Raw genomic sequence first — 26,432 nt, 5'->3', positions numbered from 1 at the left:
ACTGGCGCTACTGGTGCGCAAGGTGCGCAAGGTGCTCAAGGGCCAGCGGGTGCTACTGGCGCTACTGGTGCGCAAGGTGCTCAAGGGCCAGCAGGGGCTACTGGCGCTACTGGTGCACAAGGTGCTCAAGGGCCAGCAGGTGCTACTGGCGCTACTGGTGCGCAAGGTGCTCAAGGACCGGCGGGTGCTACTGGACCTCAAGGGCCTCAAGGTATTCAAGGACCAGCGGGTGCTACTGGCGCTACTGGACCAGCGGGTACACCAATTCCTGTAACAATCGCGGCAATCGGAAACTCAAATCCACAAACTATATCACCTGGAACAAACCTTCAATTCAATCAAGTGTTTGAATTAACTAATATCTCTTTCAATGATACTGCAGATACTTTAACAATTTTAGAAACAGGCGTATATGATATTAGTTTCTCAGCGTCTACAACTTTCCCAGGGTCTTCACCATTTGGATTCGGTATTTCATTCAATGGTCAACCACCTACTCGTAATTTCTCAACTAACGTTATCGGTAGTGCTGTTTCTTTCTCTACAATTGTTACTTTACAAGCTGGTACAACGATTTCTATACAGCCTACAGCAAACACTATTTCTATTCCTAACACAGGCGATACAACAGCAACACTATCTGTATTCCGAATTTACTAATTTTCGCTTAAAAAGTATATTTATAATAATATGTATCGTTTAACCGTGCATTAAATCTCTCTTTATATAGAAAGGAGCACTTATTTGGGAGGATAAGTGCTCCTTCTTTACGTTTCTTTACCTCAAATTTACTCTATCTTAATCCTTATTTTGTATGATAAATAGTGAAGTCAAAGATATGAAAGAGGGATGAAAATGAGAGTTATGTCACTAATACGTATTTGGTTTGCACTTATGGTATGCATTATTTTATGTGTAGGATTTTTCTTAACTCTAAAATATTCCACTATATCAAAAGCAGAGAAAAAAACTACTCCATACAAACTTCTATATACGAAACAAAGTAACATCCCTTATTCCAACGCCACAAAGAATGAAAAAAAAGTTATAAAAGGAATGCTTATTACAAAAGCTTCTAGTTCCGAGGCGTTGCTCCAGATTGCTGAAACGATTAAAGATCAGTATACAAATAAAAAAATCGATGAAATTACACTTTCTATCCACAATGAAAATAACGGTAATTACGAAGAAGAATTACCTTACGAACCTATTAGTAAAGGCAAAATAATCGTCACATACGATTCCGAATCTTTTGGCAGTACGAACATTATACTTAACGAGTAAATTCATATATCTCATATGAATTAATAGCTAATTAAGATAGACAAAAATCTCTACCAATTAAAATTTCATTTTGTTTTCATACAAAAAAGAGGCGAATTTCTTTATTCGCCTCTTTCTTTTACCAAAATGAAGGAATCCATTCTTTCACTTTATCAAGCCACTCTTGTTGCTCTTGTTTTCGTTGTTGTTCTTCTTCTTTTCTTCTCTTCTCTTCTTCTTTTCTTCGTTTTTCCTCTTCTATTGTAGTCAATTGTTTTTTATAATCAGCCTCAGATATGAGTGATAACTGGAATGCTTTTTGAGCTGGATTTGCGTTCGCTTTTTTCATAATATCCCGGAACATTGTCGTCGTAATTTGACTACCACCTGGAACATAATGATCGCTATCTGTTTTATCATATCCTACCCAAATCGCACCTACCAAATCTGGTGTGTATCCAACAAACCATGAATCCTTTGCACCGGTGCTCGGGCCATTTACAATTTGAGTAGTTCCTGTCTTACCTGCTGTATCAACATTAGTAACTTTTGCCTTTTCACCCGTCCCCTTTTCGACAACACCTTTTAATAAATATGTCATCTTTTGAGAAGTTTTCTCGCTCGTCACTCGTGTCTCTTTCTTATACCACTTTCCAATCGTTTCACCTTCAGCATTTTGTATCTCTCTAATTGCATGAGCTTCCACTTGGACACCGTCATTTGCAAATGTACTGTATGCTTGAGCCATTACAAATGGAGATGTCCCCACATGCATACCGCCTAAAGCAATCGGATACGTACGATCTTCTGGTACTAATGGAATACCAAATCGCTCTAAAGATTTCAATCCTTTATCTAATCCAATTTGTTCTAATAGCCACACAGCCGAAACATTATACGATTTTGCCACAGCTTCATACATTGTCACATCACCGTGAAAAGTATGATCGCTATTTTGTGGTTTATATTCTTTAATGTTAAATGGTTCATCTTTTAATATATCGTATACTTCATATCCTTGTTCTAACGCTGGTACATATACAGCCAAAGGCTTTAGCGTTGAGCCAGGTTGTCTTTTTAATTGTGTTGCATGGTTAAACTGTAAAAACTGATAGGGCCCTCTGCCTCCTACTAGAGCTGGTACACCACCTGTTTTTGGATTCATAAGAACTACACCCGTTTGCATAAGTTGGTCTGAGCCACTATCTTTGAAATAACTATCATTATTCACAACATCTTCTACAGCCTGTTGTTTTTTCGGATCAAGCTCTGTATAAATACGATAACCACCTGCTAAAATTTCATTTTGTGTTAATTCGTACTTGTCCATCGCTTCTCTAACAATATAGTCTACATATTGAGAGTATTTTCCCTTGTATTTATCATCAACGCCACGTTTTAACACAAGTCCACTCTCTTTTTCTTTATTATACTGTTCGTCAGAAATATACCCTTGCTCTTTCATTAAACTTAATACGACATTACGTCTTTCAATTGACTTGTTAAAGTTTTTATAAGGTGAATACGCAGATGGTGCTTTAATCAAGCCTGCGATCGTTGCAGCTTCTGAAATTGTTAAATCTTTTACATCTTTATCAAAATAAGATTTAGCTGCCCTTTTTATACCCCAAGCACCTTCACCAAAATAAATTTGGTTCATATACATTTCAATGATTTCATCTTTCGTATACGTACGCTCTATTTTTTTTGTTAAAAAATATTCCTTTATTTTTCGAGAGTATGTGCGGTCTTGTGTCAGAAATACATTTTTCGCAAGTTGTTGTGTAATTGTACTTCCCCCTGCTACAACTTCTCCTGCTGTAATATTTTTAAAAACTGCACTTATAATTCCACTATAATAAATACCGTGATGGTTAAAAAATTCCTTATCTTCTACTGCAACAATTGCTTGAACCATAATATCAGGAATACCTTTTCTTTTCACACCTTCTGTTTTAGAAGAAGCTAATTTAGTCGCAACTTCATTATTTGCATCATAAATTAAAGTCGGTTGCGGAACAGCTTGCTTTAATTCCGATATGTCTTGAATGGAAATTATTATATTTATAGCAATAAATAGAGTAGCGAGTAAACTTCCTAATATAATTAATGAATTACGAAGCTTCTTTCTCTTGTTGAACCACTCCTGCATTTTTTTTAAGTGAGTGTTCTTCAATTTCATTCGTTCACTTCCTTTGTTTGTTTACACTCTTCTTTTTAAAAGGAAGATTATACCTCCTTTTAAATTTATTATAATAACGTAGTCTTTCCTGTAGTGTAAAGCTTTTCTTTCCCATTCATACTTTTTGCACGAAAAGGACATTCTACAAGTAAGATATTCAATCTTGATTATTAATATTATTAATACAACAACGAGAGTTATGTTAAGTTTTTGTAAACTTTTCGATAAAATGTTTTAAAAAACGACAGTTTTTTGTTAGAATTGACTAGCCAATATATTTTACATATATTACTTTTGTGGGGGTAACTAATAATGGTCTTTAAATCAAAAAAAGATAAATTTTCTGAAATGTTAATGAATGTTTCCGAAAATTTAAAAGAAGGCGCGCAGTTTTTCGTGGAGTATAAAATTAAAAATGCTAGCGATTTAAAAGAGTTTTCTATGCGCATGAAAGATTATGAGTCAAAAGGCGACTCATTTATTCACGAAATCATTATGGAGCTAAACAAAGCGTTTATTACTCCTATTGAACGTGAGGACATCCTACAGCTTGCAATGAGTATGGATGATGTATTAGACGGATTAGATCATAGTGCTGGTCTATTCGAAATGTATTCTATTACAGAAGCTGATGAATACATGATTAAATTCGTAGAAGCAATTAATCAATGTGCGATTGAAATTGCAAACTCTGTTGAATTAATGTCTAACAAAAAATTAGTCGACATTCGTACAAATGCGATTAAGATTAAGGATTACGAATCACAATGTGATGATATTCGCCGTCATGCGATTAAGCACTTATTCTCTCGTGAAAAAGATCCGATTAAGATCATTCAATACAAAGAGATTTACGAAGAGCTTGAAGAAGTAGCGGATAGCTGCCAAAGCGTTGCAAACGTATTAGAAACAATTATTATGAAGAACGCGTAAGGAGTTTGATCATGGATACACTCTTGATACTGACCGTTTTAGTAGTCATTTGCGCTTTAGCTTTTGACTTTATCAATGGTTTTCACGATACAGCAAACGCTATTGCAACGGCTGTTTCAACGAAAGCCCTAAAGCCTAGACATGCCATTGTTATGGCGGCTATTATGAACTTTTTAGGTGCAATGACATTTACAGGTGTAGCAAAAACGATTACAAAAGATATCGTTGATCCATTCGCCTTACAAAATGGTTCTCTTGTAATTTTAGCTGCTTTGCTTGCAGCAATAGCTTGGAACTTAATTACTTGGTACTACGGTATTCCAAGTAGTTCTTCGCATGCAATTATCGGCTCAATCGCAGGTGCAGCAATTGCTGCCGCTGGGATTAGCTCGCTAAATCTTAAAGGATTCATTAAAATTATTGAAGCTTTAATCATTTCACCAATTATCGCTTTCGTTATCGGTTATACCGTATACAGTATTTTTAAAGTAGTATTTAAAAACTTTAACTTAACGAAAACGAATAAGAATTTCCGTATATTCCAGATTTTCACTGCTGCATTACAGGCTTATACACATGGTACGAATGATGCGCAAAAAGCAATGGGAATCATTACGATGGCTCTTATGGCCAATAACTATCATACTTCTAGCGACATCCCGTTCTGGGTACAATTATCTTGTGCAATTGCAATGGGTCTTGGTACTTCTGTCGGCGGATGGAAAATTATTAAAACTGTCGGTGGACAAATCATGAAAATTCGTCCTGTAAATGGTGTAGCTGCTGATTTATCATCATCTCTTGTTATTTTCGGGGCAACATTTATTCACTTACCAGTTAGTACGACGCACGTTATCTCCTCTTCTATTTTAGGGGTTGGTGCTTCTCATCGTGTAAAAGGTGTAAAATGGGGAACTGCAAAACGCATGTTAATTACTTGGGTTATCACACTTCCTATTTCAGCTTCATTAGCTGCTTTATTTTACTCTTTATTACACTTAATCTTTTAATAAAAAGTCGTCTTCCTTATTTTTCTAGGAAGACGACTTTTTTGTGAACAAAGCTTTTTCTCATGAAAAAGCGTGTATAATAATTGGTGGATAAGTTATATAGAGGAGTTGTCAATTTTGGAATACATCATGTTACTTTTCATCGGGCTAATCGCCGGGACAGTCGGGAGTCTAGTCGGTCTTGGTGGGGGAATTATTATTGTTCCGTTATTAATCGGATTACATAGCCTGTCACCACAACTTGCAGTAGGAACTTCAATGGTAACAGTCGTTTTTACGGGACTATCTTCCACCCTTACTTATATGAAGCATAAACGAGTAGATTACAAAAGTGGACTTATTTTATTTATCGGGAGTGGCCCTGGTGGTATTATCGGCTCATGGGCAAATAAATTTTTAAACCAAGATACATTTTCTTTATATTTTGGGATTTTCCTTATTTTCGTCTCCATTCTTCTTATGTTACGAGACAAATTAAAGCCTCTTTCTTTATCAAATATGACTGTAATTAAACGTTCTTTTACAGATAACGAAGGAAACACTGTACACTATCAATTCCCACCGCTTCTCGCTATCTTTATCGCCTTTATAGTTGGTTTTATATCTGGATTATTTGGAATTGGTGGCGGTGCCTTACTCGTTCCAGCAATGATGTTACTTTTTGCATTCCCAGCACATATTGCTGTAGCAACTTCGATGTTTATCGTATTTCTATCAGCAATTGTAAGTTCTGCAACTCACATCTCCCTTGGAAATGTTAGCTGGATTTACGCATTAATTCTTATTCCGGGCGCATGGATCGGTGGAAAAATCGGGGCTTATATTAATACAAAATTAAGTGGTAAAGCCGTAATTAATTTATTACGTATCACATTAATTATTCTTGGTACTAGATTAATCATTACTTCTTTTTTATAACGCGTTCTTTTTAGAATGCGTTTTTCTTATACGCATGAATATAAAAAACTTCCTAATAAAACGAATAAAATTAAACAAACACTTAATAACATATAATTGGAAATATGTACTTTCTTCAAGTTGACCACTCCTATAACTGCGACTGTTATCTTTATGATAGCGAAAAAATAATTCAGTTGCAGTTACAAAGTGCTAACAATGCAAAATCATTTATTACAAATTTTATCCTTATATTTCATTTCTTTGTATATTCTATCGGTTTAATAAAAAAAGATGTCATATTGACATCTTTTTTAATGAAGAAGTGACCATCCCATAAAATCTTCATGTACTTGGCACGCCCTCTTATCGTTTCGATCATATAATTCAGCATAACTATCTGTTTCTTCATCATAAGCCATCGTATAAATAATTTGGCCGTCTACTTCAACGGATAACACGACTCCACCTTTCATCTCTTCTACATGAATGATAGCATTCGCCGGAATTCTCATATCCGTCATTTTTATCGCATCTAACAATATACTAAACCCCCTACAGCGTATTCATTGCTAGTACTATTACACACTAAATAGTATACTACTGTAATAGCATATATTTCGTCAATGAAATTGCTGTTGTAAAGCATATTATCTTTATACATATACGCTAAAATAAAAGAAATAGAAATGTTTAAATGGGGGGCTAACATTGATTTTACACAAAGGAGATGTACTATTCCGTCAAGGTGAGGACGGTCCTTTATATTTTATAAAAACAGGTTTATTAAAAGTAGTAAGGTTAGAAGAAGATGGAACACCATTTCTATTCAATATTATCGTTCCAGGAGAAACGATACCTCACCATTCTTTAATCTCACCGAAGGAATATCACGGTACAGCAATTGCTTTAATGAAAACAGAAGTTGAACCTATAATGAGTAATGAATGGTATGATCAACTTCAAGCAAATCCTGCATCATATGCAAATATCGCTATGCAATTACAATCAAAATTAAGAATGATGCAGCAACGTATCGATCAATTGACAACCGTCTCTCCGAAAGAACGCCTTCATCGCTTACAAGAATGGTTCACACTATATTTAGGTGACATTCCTATATATGAAATATTAACGCAAACTGAAATTGGTCAACTGATCGGTATACGCCGTGAAACGGTAAATCGACTATTACGAGAACAAATAAAAAACGAGGTGAAATAACACCTCGTTTTTTGCTTATTAAAGCTCAATTTATTGTAAGCTTGCTGCTGGGCCGAAAAATTCATAATGAATATGTTCTTGTTTCACACCTAAATCAGTTAGTACAGCATTTATATGTTTCATAAATGGTACTGGACCACAGAAATAAAACTCTGCTTCAGTTGTCGGAATAATAGTTTGTAACCATTCTCTTTCCACAAAACCTTCTTTATCAAAGTTCTTCATTTCTAAATCTTTTTCAGTTGGTGCAGAATAACAAGTATATGCTTTAACTTGTTCGTATTCATTATCTACTGCCTCAACGTGTTCTTTCATTGCATGTGTATTACTATTTATCGCTGCATGAACAAAACATACATTACGTTTTGAATCTTGTTCAATTAACGTATTTAGCATACTCATCATTGGTGTAATACCTACTCCACCACTAATTAAGACAGCTGGTAAAGTTGAATCCATATTTAATACGAAATCTCCTGCTGGTGCACTTACTGGTAACATATCACCTTCTTTTACATGTTCATGTAAGTAATTAGATACTTTACCATCCGGCGTATCTACACCTTTTTCTTTCTTGACACTAATACGATAATATTCTTTTCCAGGAGCATCTGATAAGCTATATTGACGATTATGTGTATATGTTTCACCTTCGATATTTATTTGAACCGTTACATATTGTCCTGGAATGAATGAAGAAACTTTCCCTCCATCTTCAGGTTTTAAATAAAATGAAGTGATAACATCGCTTTCCTTCACTTTTTTAACAACCACAAAGTTACGGAAATCTTTCCATCCACCTTCTTTATGTGCCGCTTCTTCATACATCTCTGCTTCAATGCTAATGAATGCATCAGCAATGACACCATACGCTTCTCCCCATGCGTTTAATACTTCATCCGGTGCACCTGCGACCTCTTTAATTGCACGTAATAAACATGTACCTACAATCGGATAATGCTCTGCTTTAATACCTAAACTTCTATGCTTATGACCAATTTGTTTTACAACTGGAATAATAGCTTCTAAATTATCAATGTACATTGCAGCTGCATAAACAGCATTCGCTAACGCTTGTTGTTGTCTTCCCTTTTTCTGATTTGTATGGTTGAAAATATTCAATAGCTCCGGATGTTCCGAAAATAAAATTTCATAAAATCTCGTTGTAATTTCAACGCCTTTTTCCTGTAATAATGGTACTGTTGACTTTACGATTTCAATTGTTTTTTCACTTAACATTGTATCCCACTCCTCTATTTCCTTAACTGTTTTTAGTTTAACTGAATTGTATAATACAGATTGTGATTTTAATCACTATTAACACGGTGTTTTTGTGAAAAATATATGAACATTGCACTTACAAAAGAAAATAAGCCAACTAGAATGCTAGCTCGCTTATTATTTAGACTGTATCGCTTGTTCAATTACCCTTATATCTTTCCCATCTCCAAATTCTGTATACCCCCAGATGTTCGTTTCACCTCTATATTTATTTACAATAATATCTAAGTCATGGTATACGCGATGTGCATACACTACATACTCAATATTTTGGAGCTCCACACCTTTTTTTGCAATTTCATAGCTTCTATTTACATCACGTTTTATTTTTTCCTTCTTTATGTCTGTATGTATATTTTTTAACGATGATTCTTGTTGTTGAAACCATTGTTTAAATTGGTTCCAGTCCCCTTCTGTATAATTCTCTGCTTTACCATAATTTAAGAAATTATTATAACTTTCATGTGTCATACGAATAAAATCTAGTACTTTTGTCTCTTCTTGCACATCTTCTATTTCAGCTGTTGTACTTACCCCAGCGGGCTTATTCGCATAATGTAATAATACTTTCATAAGACTATAGCTCGCAATGATCATTACGATAATAATCACGAATACATTTAACAATTTCTTCATATACAGAACTCCTTCTCTACTAAAGATATTACAATGTATGACTATACTTGTAACATTCTCTCGTAGAAATATAATTCCTGTATAAATTCTTCCTATCATTTCGACAATATTCTTTTATACATTTCTCGTTGGCAAATGTTCTTGTAAAACAATATATCCTTCATAAGCTGCGTAACCAAGTATAGCCATTAATCCGATATAACAAGCAAATACCGTCCATTTCGTTTTTGTATCCACTTTATAATAGTTTTCCTGTTGTCTCTTTTCCGCATCCCATTCCTCTAATTTTCTTTCTGACATTTCAAATGCTTCTCTTATATGAATGGTATGTGTTTCTTTTTCATCTTCATATGGGACGTAATCCAGTGGCTCAAACTTCGGTAACAAATACTCTAACACTTCAATCTTTTGAAATTCTCCTGTTTTTAATTCTTTCTCTTTTTCTTTTTGCCTTAATACATTTATTTCATGTTGCATCATATATATATTTCGATGCACAGCACCAGTTTCTTTTAACTCCTCTTCAAGCCTTGCAATATATTCTTTCATTCCATCAATTCTATATCCTAATTCCTTAATTGGCTCATCTCTTTTTATTACTCTATACAATTCCATACAGCCGATAATAACAATAAATCCTCCCAAAATACTTTTAAAATAAATTGAATAACCAAGTAATAAAACAAGCCCCGCTCCCCAAATTTTCGTACTTACAACTGAAATAATTCTTCCTCCATCTAACGGGGAAACTGGAATTAAATTAAAGAAATTAATCATGCTTCCAAGTAAAATAATGAGCGCCCAAAACGGCTCTTTCGTTATCATGTAAAGTGGAATAGCCGGTAAAAATGAAAGTAATCCGAAAAGAGGACCCATATAGGCAATATATGCTTCATCTTTTGCATTTTTTGGCATCTCTTTCATCCCAATAAGAGCGCCCATAAATGGAATAAATATTGCTGGTGATGTCGGTATACCTTTTCTTTTCGCAGCCCATAAATGACCCATTTCATGAATAAACAACAAATAAATGAGCGCTACCCCAAACTTCCAACCATATATAACTGCGTATGCACCAAGTGATAGAAACATACTAAATACTGTTGAAAACTTTGCTAATTTAAAAATTGCAAATACCCACTTTAACTTAGAAAGTAAAAATAGCCCTATTGCAACAATAATTCCCCATAATCCTTTTTTATTATTTTTCATATTCCTCTCCTTTATCTTTCATTAATGAATCATATACATTCATCAAAGCTTACTCTTTTCTCTATTATGACATATTTTTTTCTATTGTTAGAAATAATGTTTATATAATCCATTTTTAGCCAAAAATATAAATAAAAGGAGGTGTATACGAATGAACTTACAATCTCTCATAATAGGCGTTCTATCGTTTTTAGCTTCAACTCTTATTTTTTATACCGTTAGTTACGTATTATTATTAGATTTGTTGCCCAATCATATATTTATTGCTCTTATCATCCTTTCCGCTCTTATGATTTCTTTTCTTATTACACGAAAATCAATGAATGAGCCATCTGCAAAAGCAAAGTAATGGAGAGGGGGCCCCCTCTCTATTATCATTTCCTAGGAAAGGTCATACAGAATTTACATTCATCCTGATTCGCATGGGCTAATTAAAATTTCACTTTATCTTTGTAAATTCATTTTTTCACCATAATCTTTCACAATTTGAATAATATTTTGAAAAACACCTATTTTTTCTTGTTTACTATTTAATATTTTCAAATCATAATTTTCATAATATGTTTCTAATGACTTTAATTGTGATTCTGAAGCACCTTGTATCGGAACAGTAGCATGCAATTCATACTGTTTATATCCTTCCTTTACCTTTTCACCTGAAAATTTCCCACTCTCTTTTGCTCCAATTAATTTTTGAACTTTTTCTGGAAAAATGACCTGCAAATAGTATTCTTGTTCCTTCTCTAACTTGTTGTATAGTGATTGTGAAATCTTATACCGTACCGTATAATTCACTTTTTGATCACCTGCTTTAATATGAAACGCGGTAATCTGCAAATCTTTTTTCGTTACTTCCGTTAAAGGACCTACCTGTATCTCATCTTCTTTTTGTTTTGATACATTTGGAAATATAGCCAAAAGCTTTTCTGTATCTTTTTTATTCAGCATATACATAGCTTTCTTATGTTGTATCCATCCTTTTCTGTCTTCTCCTCTTAGCCATGCATAATATGTTTCCTTTTTCCCATCTCTACTAATTTGTATTTCATATTCAGGTTCACCGAAGCTACCTGTTATTTCTTGTTTCTCAGCTTTATCGATAATGTCTATTACTACATTAGCTTCAGATTCCTGTAACTTTTTCTCTTTATCTTTTTTTTGTATAACGGTTACCTCTATTGTTTCTTTCACTTCATTCACCGTCTCTTCCACTTTTTTTGTTTCTTTTTTTTGCTCAACTTGACTACAAGATGCTAGTAACATAGCAAATAACAGCACTACATATTTCCTTTTCACCTAAATCCCCCTTTTACAATAAGAAACTCTTATAATCTTCATATAAAAAACAAAAACGTGACACACTATAAAATACGCTATACTAAACATTGAAAGGAGGGTCTTTTTCATGTCCATTAATTTTCACGATGCAAATAATAAATACACATACGCACAGCGAAACGCCCATATTTCTTGGAGGGAAATGATAAAAAGTATTACAAGCATACAAAATAAGCGAATAGTTGATATCGGCTGTGGTGGCGGGATTTATACGAAAGAACTTGCTCTTATGGGAGCAAAAAGTGTTGTTGGGCTTGATTTTTCAAAAGAAATATTACAAGCTGCAAAAGAAAACTGTAGTGGATTTTCAAATATTTCATTCATTCACGGTGATGCACATAGTACTCCATATCCTAACGATACATTCGACATTGTTATTTCTCGTGCGGTTATTCATCATTTGCAAGACATTCCTACATTTCTACGTGAAGCTTCTCGTATATTAAAGAAAAACGGTGTCCTTATTGTACAAGACCGAACCATTGAAGATTGTACAATTCCTGGAAGCCCTGAACACATCCGTGGATATTTTTTCTCTACATTTCCAAAACTCATTGAAATAGAATCAAAAAGACGTCCAAAAACCACCACGATACAACAAGAATTACAAAAATACTTTCTCCACGTGTTTCCCACTCAAACACAATGGGAGGTACGAAAAATACATGATTCTGTAGAAGCATTATTGCAGGATTTATCCCCCCGAACAGGCCGATCCATTCTATACGAATTAACAGATTATGAACTTTCTCAACTTCTACAACAAGTACAGACTGCCTTACAAAACGTCTCTCCTATTATCGAAAGAGATCGGTGGACCATTTGGAGCGCCATGAAATTGTAAGGAAGGAAGCCTCACAAAATAATGTGAGGCTTCCTTCTTTCATAATCTAATTTTGCAACACTCTTGATATCCTCCACTTCTGGCCTGTGCACTTCCACACTTCGGACATACTAAATATCTAGACTGATTTGTCAACAAACTACCTTTTTGAAAGAGTAAAACTTCTGCTTGTTTAAACGAACGCGAATAATATAACCACATAAAACCAATTATAGCAATAATGCCAAATAATACTCCCATCGCAAGCATTTCAGTCACCTCTTTTGGTTTGTTCTTTCCATCAAGTGGATTGTTGTATTATTCTCTGTAAATTCAAATAATACCTTCTTTACTCCTATAAATATCAACTTTCTCCACAAACTTTACAATTCTCTACAAATTTTTACTCCCATTTTACAATCCAATTTACATCCCCCTTTACTTCAAAAAAGAATATTACCTCAAATAATTCCGTATATAAATATATCTTTTTCAAAAAAATATTGACTTTCAAAAAAAAACATGTAACAATACTGTCAGAATACTTGAATAAAAATTCATTGACGAGAACGAGTACGTTATAGAACTGTCCCCCAGAGAGTTGGCGATTTGCTGAAAGCCAACGTTCAGTGCGTAGCCGAAAATCATCTCCGAGAAGTAGAACCGAATGTTGCAGTAAGTTCTTACCGGCTGTCCCCCGTTACAAGGAACACGTATCATGTTGTACGTTGCAGAGCCGTATACATATAGAATCATTTCTACATGTATAAATTAGGGTGGTATCGCGGGTAAATATAACTCGTCCCTTTCTTTAGGGACGAGTTTTTTGTGTTCTTACAAGTGAATGTAAAAAAGGAGGAAAAAACAATGAACACTGTATCAAAAAAACATATTTTTTTCACGGGTCTTATGCTATTTTCTTTATTTTTTGGGGCAGGTAATTTAATTTTCCCTCCCATGCTTGGACAAAATGCAGGTGAAAACTTTTGGCCGGCAATGATTGGATTTTTACTAACAGGAGTCGGTTTACCACTACTAACTGTTATCGCAATTTCTCTATCAGGAAATGGTATGCAACAACTTGCAAGTCATGTTCACCCATTATTCGGAATATTCTTTACGGTAGTTGTATACATTGCCATCGGTCCTTCTATGGGTATTCCACGCGTTGCAAATGTCGCTTACGAAATGGGCGTTAGTTCTTTCTTACCAGAAACAATCCGTTCTAGCAGCCTAGTGCTATTTGTATATACAATCATATTCTTTGCTATCGTATATTGGCTGAGTTTGAATCCATCTAAACTTGTCGACCGTATTGGAAATATATTAACACCTATTTTATTACTCTCTATTTTCTTATTGTTTGTTAAAAGTGTATTTACACCACTCGGGCAATCAGGACCAGCGATGCAAGAGTATCAAACTTCTCCGATCTTCAAAGGCTTTATGGAAGGATACTTAACGATGGATACCATTTCAGCACTTGCATTTGGAATTATCGTTGTAAATGCTATTCGCTCTAAAGGTGTGAATGATCGTAAATCCATTGCTATCGCAACAGCAAAAGCAGGACTTATTGCCGCTACTGGTCTCGTACTTGTATATGGTGCGCTTGGCTGGCTCGGTACAACTAGCGTCTCGCTCGGATATGCAAAAAATGGCGGACAGTTACTTACTGTTATCGTACAACAATTATTCGGTCCATACGGCTTACTTCTACTAGCTCTAATCGTTACACTCGCTTGCTTAACGACATGTGTTGGACTCGTATCTGCATGTAGTCAATATTTCTCAACATTATTGACTAAATTTTCATACAAAACATTTGCAAGTATCATTTGTGCTTTAGGGTTACTAGTTGCTAACTTAGGTTTAACAAAAATCATTGCCATCTCTGTTCCAATTCTACTTGTTGTATATCCAATTGCAATCGTACTTGTTCTACTATCGTTACTGCATAAATACTTCGGGGGATATCGTTCTGTTTATGTAGGTGCTTTAATTGGAGCAGCTATAGTGAGCGTATTTGATGGATTAAAACAAGGGGGTATTTCAGTTTCATTTATCACATCATATTTTGAACTTATCCCTTTATATAATGAAGGAATAGGCTGGCTAGTACCTGCATTAGCCGGAGCTCTTATCGGCCTTACAATCGCTAAACTAAGCGGTGCGAAAAAAGTTCCTTTACTAACCGAATCTCGTGAAGTAAAAGCATCCTAAAAAAACTCCCAAAAGGGAGTTTTTTTACTTTTGATAAGCAGTATGATTAAAACTGCTTATTTTATACGCTTTCGTATAATAGTCGATATTTGTATCCACTGTTTCTACTTTGACAACGTCGTAGCAATCTTCTTGCTTTACTAAAAATAAATAGTACTCTTCTGTCGCCTCAACAATTGCAATTTTATCTGTTTCAACATTATATTGTTCACAAAGCGCTTGTAATGCGTTCACATAATCCCCTAATTTTTTTGATTTATCCATGCCAAATATCGTTTGAACTAACATATACATTCTCCCCTTTGTATGTACTGTTAACAACTTAATGATAACGCTTACATATATTAGCGTCAATAAAAAGATTCGGTGCAAACTAATAATCAGTGGGAATAGCTCCCCACTGATTAAAGTTTCACTGTATCATTTCGTCAATTGATGTCTAAACGCATAAATAACCGCCTGTGTCCGGTCACTTACATTTAGTTTATTTAATATATTACTCACATGTGTCTTTACTGTTTTAAGAGCAATAAACAATTCATCTGCAATCTCTTGATTACTTTTCCCCTCTGCAATTAATAACAAAATTTCAGACTCTCTTTCTGTTAACTCCTCATGCAAAGGCTGTTCTTTCTTCTGACGCATACGAGACATCATTTTACCAGTAACTTTTGGCTCTAATACCGTTTCTCCATCATAAGTAGCTCGTACAGCATCTGCAATATCACTCGCTCTTGATGTTTTTAATAAATAACTTGTCGCTCCGGCCTCAATAACGGGGTACAATTTCTCATCATCTAAAAAGCTCGTTACAACTACAATTTTCGCTTCTGGCCATTCCTGAATAATAGCACGTGTTGCTTCAACACCATCCATCTCGTCCATGACAAGATCCATTAAAATAATATCCGGTCTTAATTGCAGTGCTAACTCTGAACCTTTTCTTCCATTTTCAGCTTCTCCAACTACTTCAATATCTGGCTGCGTTGATAAATATGCTGATACACCCATTCGAACCATTTCATGATCATCCACTAGTAATACTTTTATCATGATTCTCCCCCTCTCTCAATCATAATCGGTACTTTTACTTCTATTTGTGTACCTTTATTTGGAAAACTTAGCACTTTTAATGTACCACCAATTTCATGAACTCGCTCTTGCATTGATCTTAATCCGTAAGAACCAGCCTTATTCACTCCTACTTTAAAACCTACACCATCATCAATAATTTTCAATATTGCATATTGCTCAATTTTGCGTAAACGTACTTCCGTTTTCTTTGCTTTCGCATGCCGTAAAGTATTAGACAGCGCTTCTTGTACAATGCGGAATAAGTGATCTTCTACACCTTTTTTTAATTGAATCGGTTCAATTAACCATTCAATTTTCATATGTTGCTTTCTAGACAGTTCTGTTAATAATTCTTCTATACCCTCTGTTAGTTTCTTACCTTCTAACTGTACTGGGCGTAAATGAAGAAGTAACGCTCTCATCTCTGATTGTGCATTTACAACCATATTTTCAACAAGCTGCAACTGCTTTTTCGTCGTTTCTGGAATTTCAGCTACTTGTTCATTAATAGCCGACATCATCATCGACATTGCAAAAAGCTGCTGACTTACAGAATCATGCAGCTCCCTCGCCAAGCGATGCCTTTCTTGGGAAATCGCTTCTTGTCTCATCTCTTCATTCCAATGAGCTCGTTCATTCGTTACTTTTTGAAAGAGTCCAGCTTGCTCCTCTAATCGACGAGCCAGACCGATTACTTTTCGTTCCACTTCATGAAATTCATCATCTGCAGTAAACGAAACATCACTCGGAAAATTCCCTCGCTCTACTTCAAATAGAAACGTATTTAACCCTTGTATACGCTGCTCTATATAGTAACCGATTGCATATCCTACAATCCCCCCGATAAGTAAACTTGTAGTCATAATAAACAAGCCAATTGGAACAGAAGCGATGGATTCCTTCCATAATAAATCATATACTTGTTGCTCGCTTTTCCATACATATACAATTGTACAAATGAGTGCGATACTAACAGAGGACAACATAGAATAACGAATATACATCCACGAAATATTTTTTTGTTTCTTCATTATACTTTCCTCACTTCCGTATCGCCTACGACAAGCGAAGAAATAATTTTAATACGACGAGGAGCCTCTTTATACTGCTCTGTTCTAAATGTAACATTACGGTTAAACCCTGTCTCCTCATGACCTGGCAAGAGCACACGTCCGACAATAACAGAATGATTTAAAGACAGTTCAATATCATATGGCACATATAAACGAATATTACCAACGACACCCCGAATAACAATTACCGTCTCCCCTTCAGGAATCATAGCAGTTGTTAAATCTATTTCCACATCACAAGCACCATATTGAACATTAATATCCTCAAGTTCATAAATATGATCCATCATTCGTACATTGCCTACAAACATATTTTTTAAATATGGTTCTGTGCGATATATTTGCTTCTCTTCGTCTATAATCCCTTTTTCTTTAATTTCAACCTTCATTGCCTTTTGCTTATGTCCTTGTTGAATCAATTGATAACCAATTAAAGCTAAACAAGCAAATACGACAAGAACAAATGCTGCTGATGAAAATAAGAAGAATAAAAATACGATACCACCAACAAATAAAAATACATTTCCCCGTACATAACGATTCTTTTTACGATAATGCCTTCCAAACATAAGCATAATAAATGCAAAAATAAGACCACCTGGTTCAAAATGTCCAAGTATCATATCAAGAAAAAGACCGAATCCAAATATGATGAGGAGCATCCCCATTAATTGTGTTTTTGAAAAGTGCTTCTTCATTTCAGCTCCCCCCTTCTTGTCACATATACATAGAAGAAAAGGCATTGCTTTCCAACACCTTTTCTCCTATCACTATATCATAAGCCTGTTTTATAATATACTACTATTATTTTGTTAACTCTTTCGTTAACGATACATCATTCTTTTCTTTCATTTCACGCTCAAGCTTTGCAATTTTCATATCAAATGTGTCACGTTCATGCTCCTCATTCATACGAGTTTCTAAGTCACGAATATGCTCTTCAATTTCCTCAAAGCGTAAGAATGGATTATTTTCATCCATTTTATGCATCGCAGTATTCATACGACGATTTGCATGTGCCATATTTTCACGTGCCATTAATTCCATACGTTTTGCGTGCATTTCTTTTAATTTATTTTTCATTTCAGAAAGACGACGCTCTAACTCATCGATTTGCTCTACAACACCTGCATACATTTCTTCTAATCGAGTTACTTGCCCTTCATAGTAAGCTACTTCTTCTAATGCACGCTCATGTAGTTGTAATTCGCCTGCTTCTTGCGCGATAAGCGCTTGCTTTGATCTTTTATTTACGAAATAACGAGCTTGCTCAAGTTCACGAGCAAAGTTCGATTTTAATGTTTTATGACGCTGAATTAACTTCTCAATTTTTGTTATTTCACGCTCACTATCGCGTAAATATTGGTTTAACATAGCAATTGGATTTTTTCTTTCTTTCTCATCTAATACATTATGAAAATCTGCTAAAATTGCATCGCGTACACGTCCGAATAAAGATTGTTTCATTATAATCTTCCTCTCTTCTACTTTATAAATTTGATTTGATTTATTTTTTATTAGTTTTTCATTAACTTGTTCCACTCATCTTCAAAGTTGCTATATGGTTTAGAACTTTCTGGAGCAGAATCAACAACTACATCTTTTTCTTTTTTCCACTCACGGTATCCGTAGTATAAAACTACTAATGCGGCAATACCGATTAATGCTGGGGAATGAGAAAGGGCGATGGACAAGCCGATTAAACCAACAATACCCCAAGCTAACTTTCCAAAAAATGATTGTGCTCGCACAAATGATTTATAGCTCCAGTACACAACTCCTGCTCCAATTGCGAATCCTATAATACCAGCAAGACTGCCAAGAGCAATTAAAGCTAAAATACCAGCCGCGATAAACGCTAGAAATTGTTTCATCTTGTGCTTGCCTCCCTTCGATTTGATACTCTTATCTTAACTATTTTTTCTTTTTTCCATAACGAGCTTAAGAACCGTTTTCAACTCAGACTTAAGACCGAGTTACATTCAGCCTTTTGTAAAAACATAAGGTAGCATGAGATTATTCACTCTTTTATCGCACAAAAAAAGCCGCACAGAGAACATTCTCTGAACGGCTTTCGTTACTTTTAATAAACTTCATTTTCATTATGCTGTTTTATGATACTCTTTCTTTTCCGTTACTTTAGAAAACCTCGGGAAACCAATTAATATAGAAATGATTCCACATACTCCAACTAAGATCGGATAAAACGCATATGGTAACAATTCAATTGGAGATAACGCCGCAAATCCTGCTGCTGTTAACATTTGTGCACCATACGGAATTAATCCTTGCACACAGCATGAGAAAAGATCTAATACACTCGCTGATTTACGAGGATCAATTTCATATTGATCTGCAATGTTTTTTGCAAGTGGACCTGTAAAGATAATAGAAATCGTATTATTTGCTGTACACATATTCGTCATCCCTACTAAACCAGCGATACCGAACTCTGCTCCTTTTTTAGAACGAATGTTACGCGTTAAAAGATTCATTAAATATTGAATACCACCATTATATTGGATCAATTCAACCATACCGCCAATTAAAATAGCGAGTAATACTAACTCCATCATGCCGCCCATTCCAGTCGTTACACTTTTAAAGAAGCTCTCTAACGTGTAACTTCCATCTAAAAGACCGATAACCCCAGATAGTACAGTTCCACCAGTTAATACAATAAGTACATTCCAACCAAGTAGCGCTGTAATAAGTACTCCTGCATACGGTAAAATCTTTATCAAGTCAAAGCTATGCGCTTTAACTTGCGTGTCGCTTCCTAAAGTAAGAATTACTAATAGTACAATTGTAATAATAGCTGCTGGTAATACAATTAAAAAGTTCGTTTTAAACTTATCTTTCATTTCTGTTCCTTGTGAACGTACAGCTGCGATTGTTGTATCTGAAATAAATGATAAATTATCACCAAACATCGCCCCGCCAACAACGGTAGCCATTGCAAGCGCAATTGAGATATCAGTTTGCCCACTAATCCCTACAGCAATCGGTGCTAATGCGGCAATTGTTCCCATTGAAGTTCCCATTGCTAATGAAATAAATGCCCCTATAACAAAAATCCCAGCTATAATAAATCCTTGCGGTAAAATTGATAACGCTAAGTTAACTGTAGAATCAACGCCGCCCATCCCTTTTGCCGTTTCAGAAAATGCTCCTGCAAGTACAAAGATCAGAACCATAATCATAATATCTGGGTTTCCTGCACCTTTAGCAAAGCGTTCTACTTTGACATTAAAGCTTTCTTTACGATTCATTGCTAAAGCGACTCCTACAGCAACTGAAATTGCTACAAGTATCGGCAATTTATAGAAATCACCTGTAATAATTCCAGAACCTATAAATAGCGCCAAAAATATCCCAAGTGGTAATAAAGCCAAACCATTTCCTCTCGTTTCTTTCAAAGTACCATCTCTCCCTAGTTTCAACCTTTTTTTCTAATGAATAACAAAAGACCTCTTCCAACGAGAAGAGGTCTTATACATCTATAAGAAACGCTCTTCTCATCTTTCAAGCACATGCTTGCTGGATTTGGCACAGCACTCTAAAATCGAGTCCGCTGCCGAGGCATCGTAGGGCCAGTCCCTCCGCCTCTCTTTATAAGAAGGTTTCATATTTATTTTTTAATAATAATTTCTTCCCTAACTTTACTCGCTTACAAAACAAAAGTCAATTATTTTTTGTATAGATTTTTTTGGTAATTATACAAAAATTTGAATAAAATAATCATTTTAACTTTTTGATTTCTTCTTCCAATATTGAAATCCAATAAAATTCACTATTTTTTATTGCAGCTATAATCCACTTTGTAGTGTACCAAGCTAACTCATACTCTTCTTTTGTAACATCGCCACTTTTATAAGCATCCTCTAGCTCATCTTCATCCAATACATACATTTTACCATTCGGTAATAATACTACATCTAAATATAAATCATCAAAATACGGTAAACCACGATCGTCTATTTCATATTCTTTCGCCACATCGATATAATATTGCACTAATTTTTTCTGATTATCTAACATAGCGGTAATCGTAAAGTTTTTCCCATCTATGAAATATTGAATCCACGTATACTGATTACCAGCAATACAAAGTTCCTTACCATCATATTCTTTATAACTAGGTTCTCTCACCTTTTTTATTTCCAGTATTCCTAGCATTCCCTCTTCTATTTGCTTAACCGTATAATTCCTTTCTATTAGTCGCTTCCACGAAGAACCGTCACCATATTTACGTTTCATTACGTCCGCTTCCCTTCTATATAGAAAAGCCCCCACATATTATGTGAGAGCTTGTTCAAATTATAATTAAGCTGCTTGCTTATTAGAAATCTCTTTCAAATAAGCTTGTCCTTTTTCAGCGTCATATTGACCTTCCCACTTAGACATAACTACAGCTGCTAAAGAGTTACCCACAACGTTAACTGCTGTACGAGCCATATCTAAAATACGGTCAATACCGGCGATAAATGCTAAACCTTCAGGTGGAATACCTACTGTACCAAGTGTCGCTAATAATACAACGAATGATACGCCCGGTACACCTGCAATACCTTTTGATGTAACCATTAATACAAGTAATAATGTAATTTGTTGTGTAATAGATAAATCAATACCGTACATTTGCGCCAAGAAAATAGCCGCAATTGCTTGATATAAAGTTGATCCATCTAAGTTAAATGAATAACCTGTCGGAATAACGAAAGATGTAATTGCTTTCGGACAACCGAACTTCTCCATTTTCTCCATAATTTTCGGTAAAACTGTTTCTGAACTTGCTGTTGAATACGCTAAGATCAGTTCGTCTTTTAAAATTTTAAAGAATTGGAAAATGTTAATTCCAAATATTTTCGCTGTAAGTCCTAAGACAACTACAACGAAGAAAATCATTGCCCCGTATACTACAATTAATAATTTCCCTAACGGAATTAATGAAGCTAAACCGAATGTAGATACTGTAACACCAATCAATGCGAACACACCAAATGGTGCAAATTTCATAACTTGGTTCGTTACGTAAAACATTGCATCAGCTACACCTTGGAAAAATTGAAGAACCGGTCTTCCTCTTTCACCAATTGCTGCTACACCTAAACCAAATAATACTGAGAAGAAGATAATAGCAAGCATATCTCCGTCAGCTAATGACTTCATAATGTTCGTTGGAACAATATTTACAAATGTATCTGCAAATGAATGACTTTGTACTTGCTCTGTCGTATGTGTATATTTCGAAATGTCTGTCTTTGTTAACTGCTCCATATTTACGCCTTTTCCCGGTTGGAAAATATTCGCAATTAATAGACCGACAATAATTGCAATTGTTGTAATAATTTCAAAGTAAATAATTGTTTTTCCGCCTAGTCGGCCTAATTTTTTTACATCGCCAACACCAGCAACCCCAACAACAATACTTGCTACAACAATCGGTACAACGATCATTTTAATTAATCGGATGAAAATATCACCAATTGGTTGTAAATATTTCACAACCGCTGGATTATCAAAGAAAATCGCCCCAACTGCAATACCAAGCGCAAGTCCTATTAATATTTGCCATGCAAGTCCTATCCTTTTCATACTTGTTGTAACCCCCTCTTCGATGTGTCACTCTACCTTTCATTCTATCTCTATAAAACTTGAAATTAAGAGTATTACATATTATTCGACAATTCACTACATTTTGTCCCTGTTAAAAATCATAAATCAAAATTTAAAATCTGACAACAAAATAACTTTTCCCGAACGCAAATAATTTTCTTGACAAAAACAAAACCCATGTTAGAAAACCTCACATGAGAACGATTCCTCACTAGTATTTTATTGGATTCCTAACTAATATTTCACTACATAAAATAAACTCAATTTTCCTTTATTTTACAAAAAACCTAAAAATAAATCCTTGTTACACAAATATAAAAAATGCATCAACAGTGAAAATTATCGTCGAAAGATGATAAATTCCGACAAAACTTAGCAATTTTATGAAATTTTCTTTACATTATGGTTACAACGATAGACACTCTTCTTCTTATGATATATAACATTCATAGGGAAAGGAGCCAGACAACCATGAAAAAGAAATTTGCAGCGTTCAGCGTTTTAGCAGCAGGAACAATTTTTGTTTCTCCATTACTATCACCCGCATACGCTGAAACGAATCAAGATAAATTATCTAATATTCAATCTGAATTAGAAGGAAAACAAAATGACTTACAAAATAAATCAGCCGAGAAAGAACAAATAGAAAAGGAAATTCAAGAATTACAAAAGAAAATCGACGATTTAACTACTTCTATTAATAAAAACGAGGCTGAATTAAACGATACAAAAAAAGAAATTAGTAAAACACAACAAGTAATCGCTGAAAAAAAGAAACATATAGAGCAATTACAAACAAACATAGATACACGCCAGGAAGTTATTAAGCAACGTTTGCAATCTATGCAAGAAAAACCTCGCACAAATATTATTACAGAGGTATTAACAACTTCTACAAACATCGCTGATCTTGTTGATAATATGTACTCTGTAAGTTTAATTTTAAACAACGATACCGATATCGTGAAAAAACAAACAACTGACCAAAATGCTGTAACGAAAGAAAAAGAGGCGGTTGAGAAAAAAGAGCAAGAATTAAAAGAAGCTGAACAGAAATTAGTTCACAAACAACAAGAGTTGCAAACGAATCAGCAACAGCAGCAAACCTTTATTAGCGATCTACATACGAAAGTAGCAAAAGTAGATTCAGAGATTGAAGGATTAGAAGAATCTAAAGGTATTTTAGAAAATCAGCGTCAAGCTGTTCAAAAAGCAATTGAAGAAGAAAAACGTGCAGAAGAAGCTCGTAAAGCTGAGGAAGCCCGCAAGGCAGAAGAAGCTCGTAAACAAGCTACTACATCTGCTCAAAAAGCTCAAGCAGCTCCAACACCACACGATACAAATATTGGCGGCTTTATTAAACCAGCAGCCGGATCAAAAACTTCTGGGTTTGGCGTGCGTTCTATAGATAACCATAAAGGAATCGATATCGCAGCTTCAGGAACCGTTCCGATTATTGCCGCTGCAGATGGCGTTGTTATTCGCTCAGAATTATCTTCTAGTTATGGAAATGTTGTGTACTTATCTCACCGTATTAACGGGAAAACATACACAACAGTATATGCTCATATGAGTAGCCGTTCTGTATCAAATGGACAAACTGTAAAACAAGGAACACAACTTGGATTTATGGGGAACACTGGTCAATCATACGGACAGCATTTACACTTCGAACTTCACCTTGGAGAATGGAACGTCGGCAAGACAAACGCAGTTGATCCATCTCCTTATATCGGATTATAGAAAAAACTCGGTGCATACCGAGTTTTTTCTTTCCCCCGTAAAATATAGACTACAACTAACTACCTATATTTTACGGGGGGAATCATATGAATACACAATTACAGCAAAAAATAGAAGAAGCTAGAGAAATTTACATTTGGCGATTCAGCGTTATTTTTAATCAGATTATTCCTTGCAATCATCACAGCTTATAAAGCATATAATCACTTATTAAATATACCTACCACATAATAAAAAGACGGAGCTTTCTCCGTCTTTTTATTATGCAAACATTTTAAATACGCCTATCGCATTTAAAAATACAATAATTACAGTTACTGGAATAACATAACGAAGCAAGAAGAACCAAATATTAAATAATGTTTTTCCTTTCGTTTCCGTAACTTCTAATTCTTTCATTAACATTTCTTTACTCATTTTATTTGGTACAAATAACGAAATAGCTAGTACTCCTAGCGGCAGCAATACGTTACTTACTGAGAAATCGACTAAGTCAAAGAATGTTTTCCCAAATATTTTCACATCACTCATAATGCCAAACGATAATGCTGACGGAATTCCGACTGCAAAAATAAGAATACCGATTAATAATGATGCTGACGGACGTTTTTTCTCATTATCTTTCGCAACAGATGCTACTACAATTTCAAGCATGGAAATCGCAGATGTTAACGTTGCAAAGAAGAATAAAACTAAAAACATAATGAAGAAAAATTGCCCAAATGGTATTTTCGCAAACACTGCTGGAAGTACGATAAACAGTAGTCCTGGTCCTTCAGTTGGCTTAACTCCTAATGCGAAAATCGCTGGGAAAATCGCTAATCCTGCAAGTACTGTAATAAAAACAGTTAAACTTACAATAGATGTTGCTGATTTCGCTAAATGTTCTTCTTTCTTCAAATACGAACTATACGTTACCATTACTGAGGCACCTACTGTGAGCGAGAAGAAAGATTGTCCCATCGCGTATAAAACCGTATCTGCTGTTAGTTTTGAAAAATCAGGTTTTAAAAAGAACTCTACTCCTGCAAAAGCACCATCAAGTGTTAATGCACGAACAATGATCGCAATAAATAAAATAAATAATAGCGGCATCATATACTTACTCGCTTTTTCTATCCCTTTCTCTACACCTTTACTTACAACAAAAATCGTACAAAGCATAAAGATAAATTGTGCTCCAATCGCACTTAGCGGATTTGAAATCGTTTCACCAAACAATTTCCCATAATCAACAACACCATTCCAAAAGCTTCCTGTAACACTATAGTATAAGTACAGTAAAATCCATCCACCTACGACACTATAGAAAGATAGTACACTAAAACAAGTTACCACTCCCATACGACCAATCCAAGGGTATACTTTACTATTTGGTACTAATACTTTATAAGCTGTAACTGCCTCTTTTTGTGTACTACGTCCAATAACAAATTCGGCCAAAAGAAGTGGCATACCTATAAATAAAGTTAATAGTAAAAATACAAGGAAGAATGCGCCTCCCCCGCCATTACCTGCAACATATGGAAATTTCCATATCGCACCAAGACCTACTGCGGCTCCGGCTGCTGCGAGTACAAAGCCTATTTTCGACGTCCATTGCTGTGTTTCTTTCATCATAAATTCTCCTTTTCTGAATATTTAAACTTTTATTAATTATACACTTTCATTTCATACTCGCACACCTCCTTTAGAAAATAAAAAAGTCCCCTACACGCAAATATGCATGTAGAGGACGATATATGTAATGTTAATACCGTGGTACCACCTCAATTGGATTGATAAATCCCACTTGTTCAAGTACAGGGATAACTCCGATACTCTATCCTTTTAACGGCGGAACCCGGGTTGCCTACTACAATGTTCAACATACCTCTCGCAAGCCCATTCTGTATATTTTA

The 26,432-nt window shown here is 35.0% G+C and carries 27 protein-coding genes, 1 riboswitch and 2 other annotated features (1 of these 30 running past the window's edge); of the genes, 10 read left to right on the top strand and 17 right to left on the bottom strand.

Annotated features, from left to right (window positions below; all coding sequences use genetic code 11):
* On the top strand, positions 1 to 660 hold a 660-nt coding region (locus tag ACVWY7_RS22645; RefSeq protein WP_456523985.1), incomplete at its 5' end, for a Gly-Xaa-Xaa repeat protein.
* A 195-nt stretch (positions 661 to 855) separates the two neighbouring features.
* Positions 856 to 1,284, top strand: coding sequence for a hypothetical protein (locus ACVWY7_RS22640; RefSeq protein ID WP_001265555.1), 429 nt, complete (start codon positions 856 to 858; stop codon positions 1,282 to 1,284).
* Positions 1,285 to 1,402: 118 nt separating this feature from the next.
* On the opposite strand, the gene ACVWY7_RS22635 is transcribed toward ACVWY7_RS22640, so the two are convergent.
* Positions 1,403 to 3,445, bottom strand: a complete 2,043-nt coding sequence (locus tag ACVWY7_RS22635; protein ID WP_073522537.1) for a transglycosylase domain-containing protein — start codon at positions 3,443 to 3,445, stop codon at positions 1,403 to 1,405.
* 312 nt (positions 3,446 to 3,757) lie between these two features.
* Between ACVWY7_RS22635 and ACVWY7_RS22630 the strand changes: the two genes are divergently transcribed.
* The 3 genes from ACVWY7_RS22630 to ACVWY7_RS22620 all read left to right on the top strand — a co-directional run bounded on the left by ACVWY7_RS22630 (position 3,758) and on the right by ACVWY7_RS22620 (position 6,306).
* Complete coding sequence (locus ACVWY7_RS22630; protein WP_000231442.1) at positions 3,758 to 4,378, top strand: DUF47 domain-containing protein; 621 nt, start codon at positions 3,758 to 3,760, stop codon at positions 4,376 to 4,378.
* An 11-nt stretch (positions 4,379 to 4,389) separates the two neighbouring features.
* Entirely contained in the window at positions 4,390 to 5,388 is a 999-nt protein-coding gene (locus ACVWY7_RS22625) for an inorganic phosphate transporter (RefSeq protein ID WP_000380282.1), read from the top strand.
* Positions 5,389 to 5,505: 117 nt separating this feature from the next.
* Positions 5,506 to 6,306: a sulfite exporter TauE/SafE family protein gene (locus ACVWY7_RS22620; RefSeq protein ID WP_000455757.1), complete on the top strand. Its 801-nt coding sequence runs from the start codon at positions 5,506 to 5,508 to the stop codon at positions 6,304 to 6,306.
* 293 nt (positions 6,307 to 6,599) lie between these two features.
* On the opposite strand, the gene ACVWY7_RS22615 is transcribed toward ACVWY7_RS22620, so the two are convergent.
* Entirely contained in the window at positions 6,600 to 6,827 is a 228-nt protein-coding gene (locus tag ACVWY7_RS22615) for a hypothetical protein (protein ID WP_000882907.1), read from the bottom strand.
* 169 nt (positions 6,828 to 6,996) lie between these two features.
* Between ACVWY7_RS22615 and ACVWY7_RS22610 the strand changes: the two genes are divergently transcribed.
* Positions 6,997 to 7,509, top strand: coding sequence for a Crp/Fnr family transcriptional regulator (locus tag ACVWY7_RS22610; RefSeq protein ID WP_000600586.1), 513 nt, complete (start codon positions 6,997 to 6,999; stop codon positions 7,507 to 7,509).
* A gap of 30 nt (positions 7,510 to 7,539) precedes the next feature.
* On the opposite strand, the gene hmpA is transcribed toward ACVWY7_RS22610, so the two are convergent.
* The 3 genes from hmpA to ACVWY7_RS22595 all read right to left on the bottom strand — a co-directional run bounded on the left by hmpA (position 7,540) and on the right by ACVWY7_RS22595 (position 10,638).
* Positions 7,540 to 8,748, bottom strand: a complete 1,209-nt coding sequence (gene hmpA, locus ACVWY7_RS22605) for an NO-inducible flavohemoprotein (RefSeq protein WP_073522536.1) — start codon at positions 8,746 to 8,748, stop codon at positions 7,540 to 7,542.
* Positions 8,749 to 8,907: 159 nt separating this feature from the next.
* Positions 8,908 to 9,426: a hypothetical protein gene (locus tag ACVWY7_RS22600; RefSeq protein WP_456523984.1), complete on the bottom strand. Its 519-nt coding sequence runs from the start codon at positions 9,424 to 9,426 to the stop codon at positions 8,908 to 8,910.
* A 114-nt stretch (positions 9,427 to 9,540) separates the two neighbouring features.
* On the bottom strand, positions 9,541 to 10,638 hold the full coding sequence (locus ACVWY7_RS22595) for a site-2 protease family protein (RefSeq protein ID WP_073522532.1): 1,098 nt from the start codon (positions 10,636 to 10,638) through the stop codon (positions 9,541 to 9,543).
* A gap of 151 nt (positions 10,639 to 10,789) precedes the next feature.
* Between ACVWY7_RS22595 and ACVWY7_RS22590 the strand changes: the two genes are divergently transcribed.
* Positions 10,790 to 10,987 (top strand): hypothetical protein, encoded by a 198-nt coding sequence (locus tag ACVWY7_RS22590; RefSeq protein WP_001053358.1) that lies wholly within the window; start codon positions 10,790 to 10,792, stop codon positions 10,985 to 10,987.
* A gap of 95 nt (positions 10,988 to 11,082) precedes the next feature.
* Here ACVWY7_RS22590 and ACVWY7_RS22585 read toward each other — a convergent pair whose 3' ends face one another.
* On the bottom strand, positions 11,083 to 11,934 hold the full coding sequence (locus ACVWY7_RS22585; protein WP_139242222.1) for a hypothetical protein: 852 nt from the start codon (positions 11,932 to 11,934) through the stop codon (positions 11,083 to 11,085).
* A 109-nt stretch (positions 11,935 to 12,043) separates the two neighbouring features.
* Between ACVWY7_RS22585 and ACVWY7_RS22580 the strand changes: the two genes are divergently transcribed.
* Entirely contained in the window at positions 12,044 to 12,820 is a 777-nt protein-coding gene (locus tag ACVWY7_RS22580; RefSeq protein ID WP_073522529.1) for a class I SAM-dependent methyltransferase, read from the top strand.
* Between the two features lie 39 nt (positions 12,821 to 12,859).
* Here the strand turns inward: ACVWY7_RS22580 and ACVWY7_RS22575 are convergent, their stop codons facing one another.
* Positions 12,860 to 13,069, bottom strand: a complete 210-nt coding sequence (locus ACVWY7_RS22575) for a hypothetical protein (RefSeq protein WP_000880630.1) — start codon at positions 13,067 to 13,069, stop codon at positions 12,860 to 12,862.
* A 281-nt stretch (positions 13,070 to 13,350) separates the two neighbouring features.
* Positions 13,351 to 13,609 (top strand) — a binding site (T-box leader).
* A 57-nt stretch (positions 13,610 to 13,666) separates the two neighbouring features.
* On the opposite strand from ACVWY7_RS22575, the gene brnQ3 reads away from it, so the two are divergent.
* The gene (gene brnQ3 / locus ACVWY7_RS22570) at positions 13,667 to 15,022 is read left to right on the top strand and encodes a branched-chain amino acid transport system II carrier protein BrnQ3 (RefSeq protein WP_001099167.1); all 1,356 of its coding nucleotides are present in this window, start codon (positions 13,667 to 13,669) and stop codon (positions 15,020 to 15,022) included.
* A gap of 24 nt (positions 15,023 to 15,046) precedes the next feature.
* Here brnQ3 and ACVWY7_RS22565 read toward each other — a convergent pair whose 3' ends face one another.
* The 9 genes from ACVWY7_RS22565 to gltP all read right to left on the bottom strand — a co-directional run bounded on the left by ACVWY7_RS22565 (position 15,047) and on the right by gltP (position 22,767).
* Entirely contained in the window at positions 15,047 to 15,385 is a 339-nt protein-coding gene (locus tag ACVWY7_RS22565; RefSeq protein ID WP_116844860.1) for a DUF3922 domain-containing protein, read from the bottom strand.
* A 57-nt stretch (positions 15,386 to 15,442) separates the two neighbouring features.
* Positions 15,443 to 16,075 carry a response regulator gene (locus ACVWY7_RS22560; protein ID WP_000598709.1) on the bottom strand — a complete coding sequence of 211 codons (633 nt, stop codon included), beginning with the start codon at positions 16,073 to 16,075 and terminating at the stop codon, positions 15,443 to 15,445.
* Entirely contained in the window at positions 16,072 to 17,127 is a 1,056-nt protein-coding gene (locus ACVWY7_RS22555; protein ID WP_000744322.1) for a sensor histidine kinase, read from the bottom strand. The genes ACVWY7_RS22560 and ACVWY7_RS22555 overlap by 4 nt, the downstream gene beginning before the upstream one ends.
* Positions 17,127 to 17,867, bottom strand: coding sequence for a cell wall-active antibiotics response protein LiaF (gene liaF, locus ACVWY7_RS22550; protein ID WP_000716089.1), 741 nt, complete (start codon positions 17,865 to 17,867; stop codon positions 17,127 to 17,129). The genes ACVWY7_RS22555 and liaF overlap by 1 nt, the downstream gene beginning before the upstream one ends.
* A gap of 106 nt (positions 17,868 to 17,973) precedes the next feature.
* A complete protein-coding gene (locus ACVWY7_RS22545) occupies positions 17,974 to 18,636 on the bottom strand; it encodes a PspA/IM30 family protein (protein ID WP_000814146.1) in 663 nt (220 codons plus the stop codon).
* Between the two features lie 50 nt (positions 18,637 to 18,686).
* Positions 18,687 to 19,043, bottom strand: coding sequence for a lmo0954 family membrane protein (locus ACVWY7_RS22540; RefSeq protein WP_000808632.1), 357 nt, complete (start codon positions 19,041 to 19,043; stop codon positions 18,687 to 18,689).
* A 228-nt stretch (positions 19,044 to 19,271) separates the two neighbouring features.
* Positions 19,272 to 20,588: a Na+/H+ antiporter NhaC family protein gene (locus ACVWY7_RS22535; protein WP_000665499.1), complete on the bottom strand. Its 1,317-nt coding sequence runs from the start codon at positions 20,586 to 20,588 to the stop codon at positions 19,272 to 19,274.
* 96 nt (positions 20,589 to 20,684) lie between these two features.
* Positions 20,685 to 20,790: riboswitch (SAM riboswitch) on the bottom strand.
* A gap of 120 nt (positions 20,791 to 20,910) precedes the next feature.
* Entirely contained in the window at positions 20,911 to 21,429 is a 519-nt protein-coding gene (locus ACVWY7_RS22530; protein WP_000824676.1) for a DUF402 domain-containing protein, read from the bottom strand.
* Between the two features lie 66 nt (positions 21,430 to 21,495).
* Positions 21,496 to 22,767, bottom strand: a complete 1,272-nt coding sequence (gltP, locus tag ACVWY7_RS22525) for a glutamate/aspartate:proton symporter GltP (protein WP_000821127.1) — start codon at positions 22,765 to 22,767, stop codon at positions 21,496 to 21,498.
* Positions 22,768 to 23,259: 492 nt separating this feature from the next.
* Here gltP and ACVWY7_RS22520 point away from each other — a divergent pair, with 492 nt between their 5' ends.
* A complete protein-coding gene (locus ACVWY7_RS22520; RefSeq protein ID WP_000726093.1) occupies positions 23,260 to 24,531 on the top strand; it encodes a murein hydrolase activator EnvC family protein in 1,272 nt (423 codons plus the stop codon).
* 261 nt (positions 24,532 to 24,792) lie between these two features.
* Here ACVWY7_RS22520 and ACVWY7_RS22515 read toward each other — a convergent pair whose 3' ends face one another.
* Entirely contained in the window at positions 24,793 to 26,148 is a 1,356-nt protein-coding gene (locus tag ACVWY7_RS22515) for a sodium-dependent transporter (protein ID WP_000665456.1), read from the bottom strand.
* 111 nt (positions 26,149 to 26,259) lie between these two features.
* Positions 26,260 to 26,432, bottom strand: a binding site (T-box leader); it runs 76 nt beyond the window's last position.

Source organism: Bacillus sp. TE9106W (genome assembly GCF_054062215.1).
Note: the sequence above shows the minus strand (reverse complement) of the source record. Positions and strands in the feature narration are given on the sequence as shown.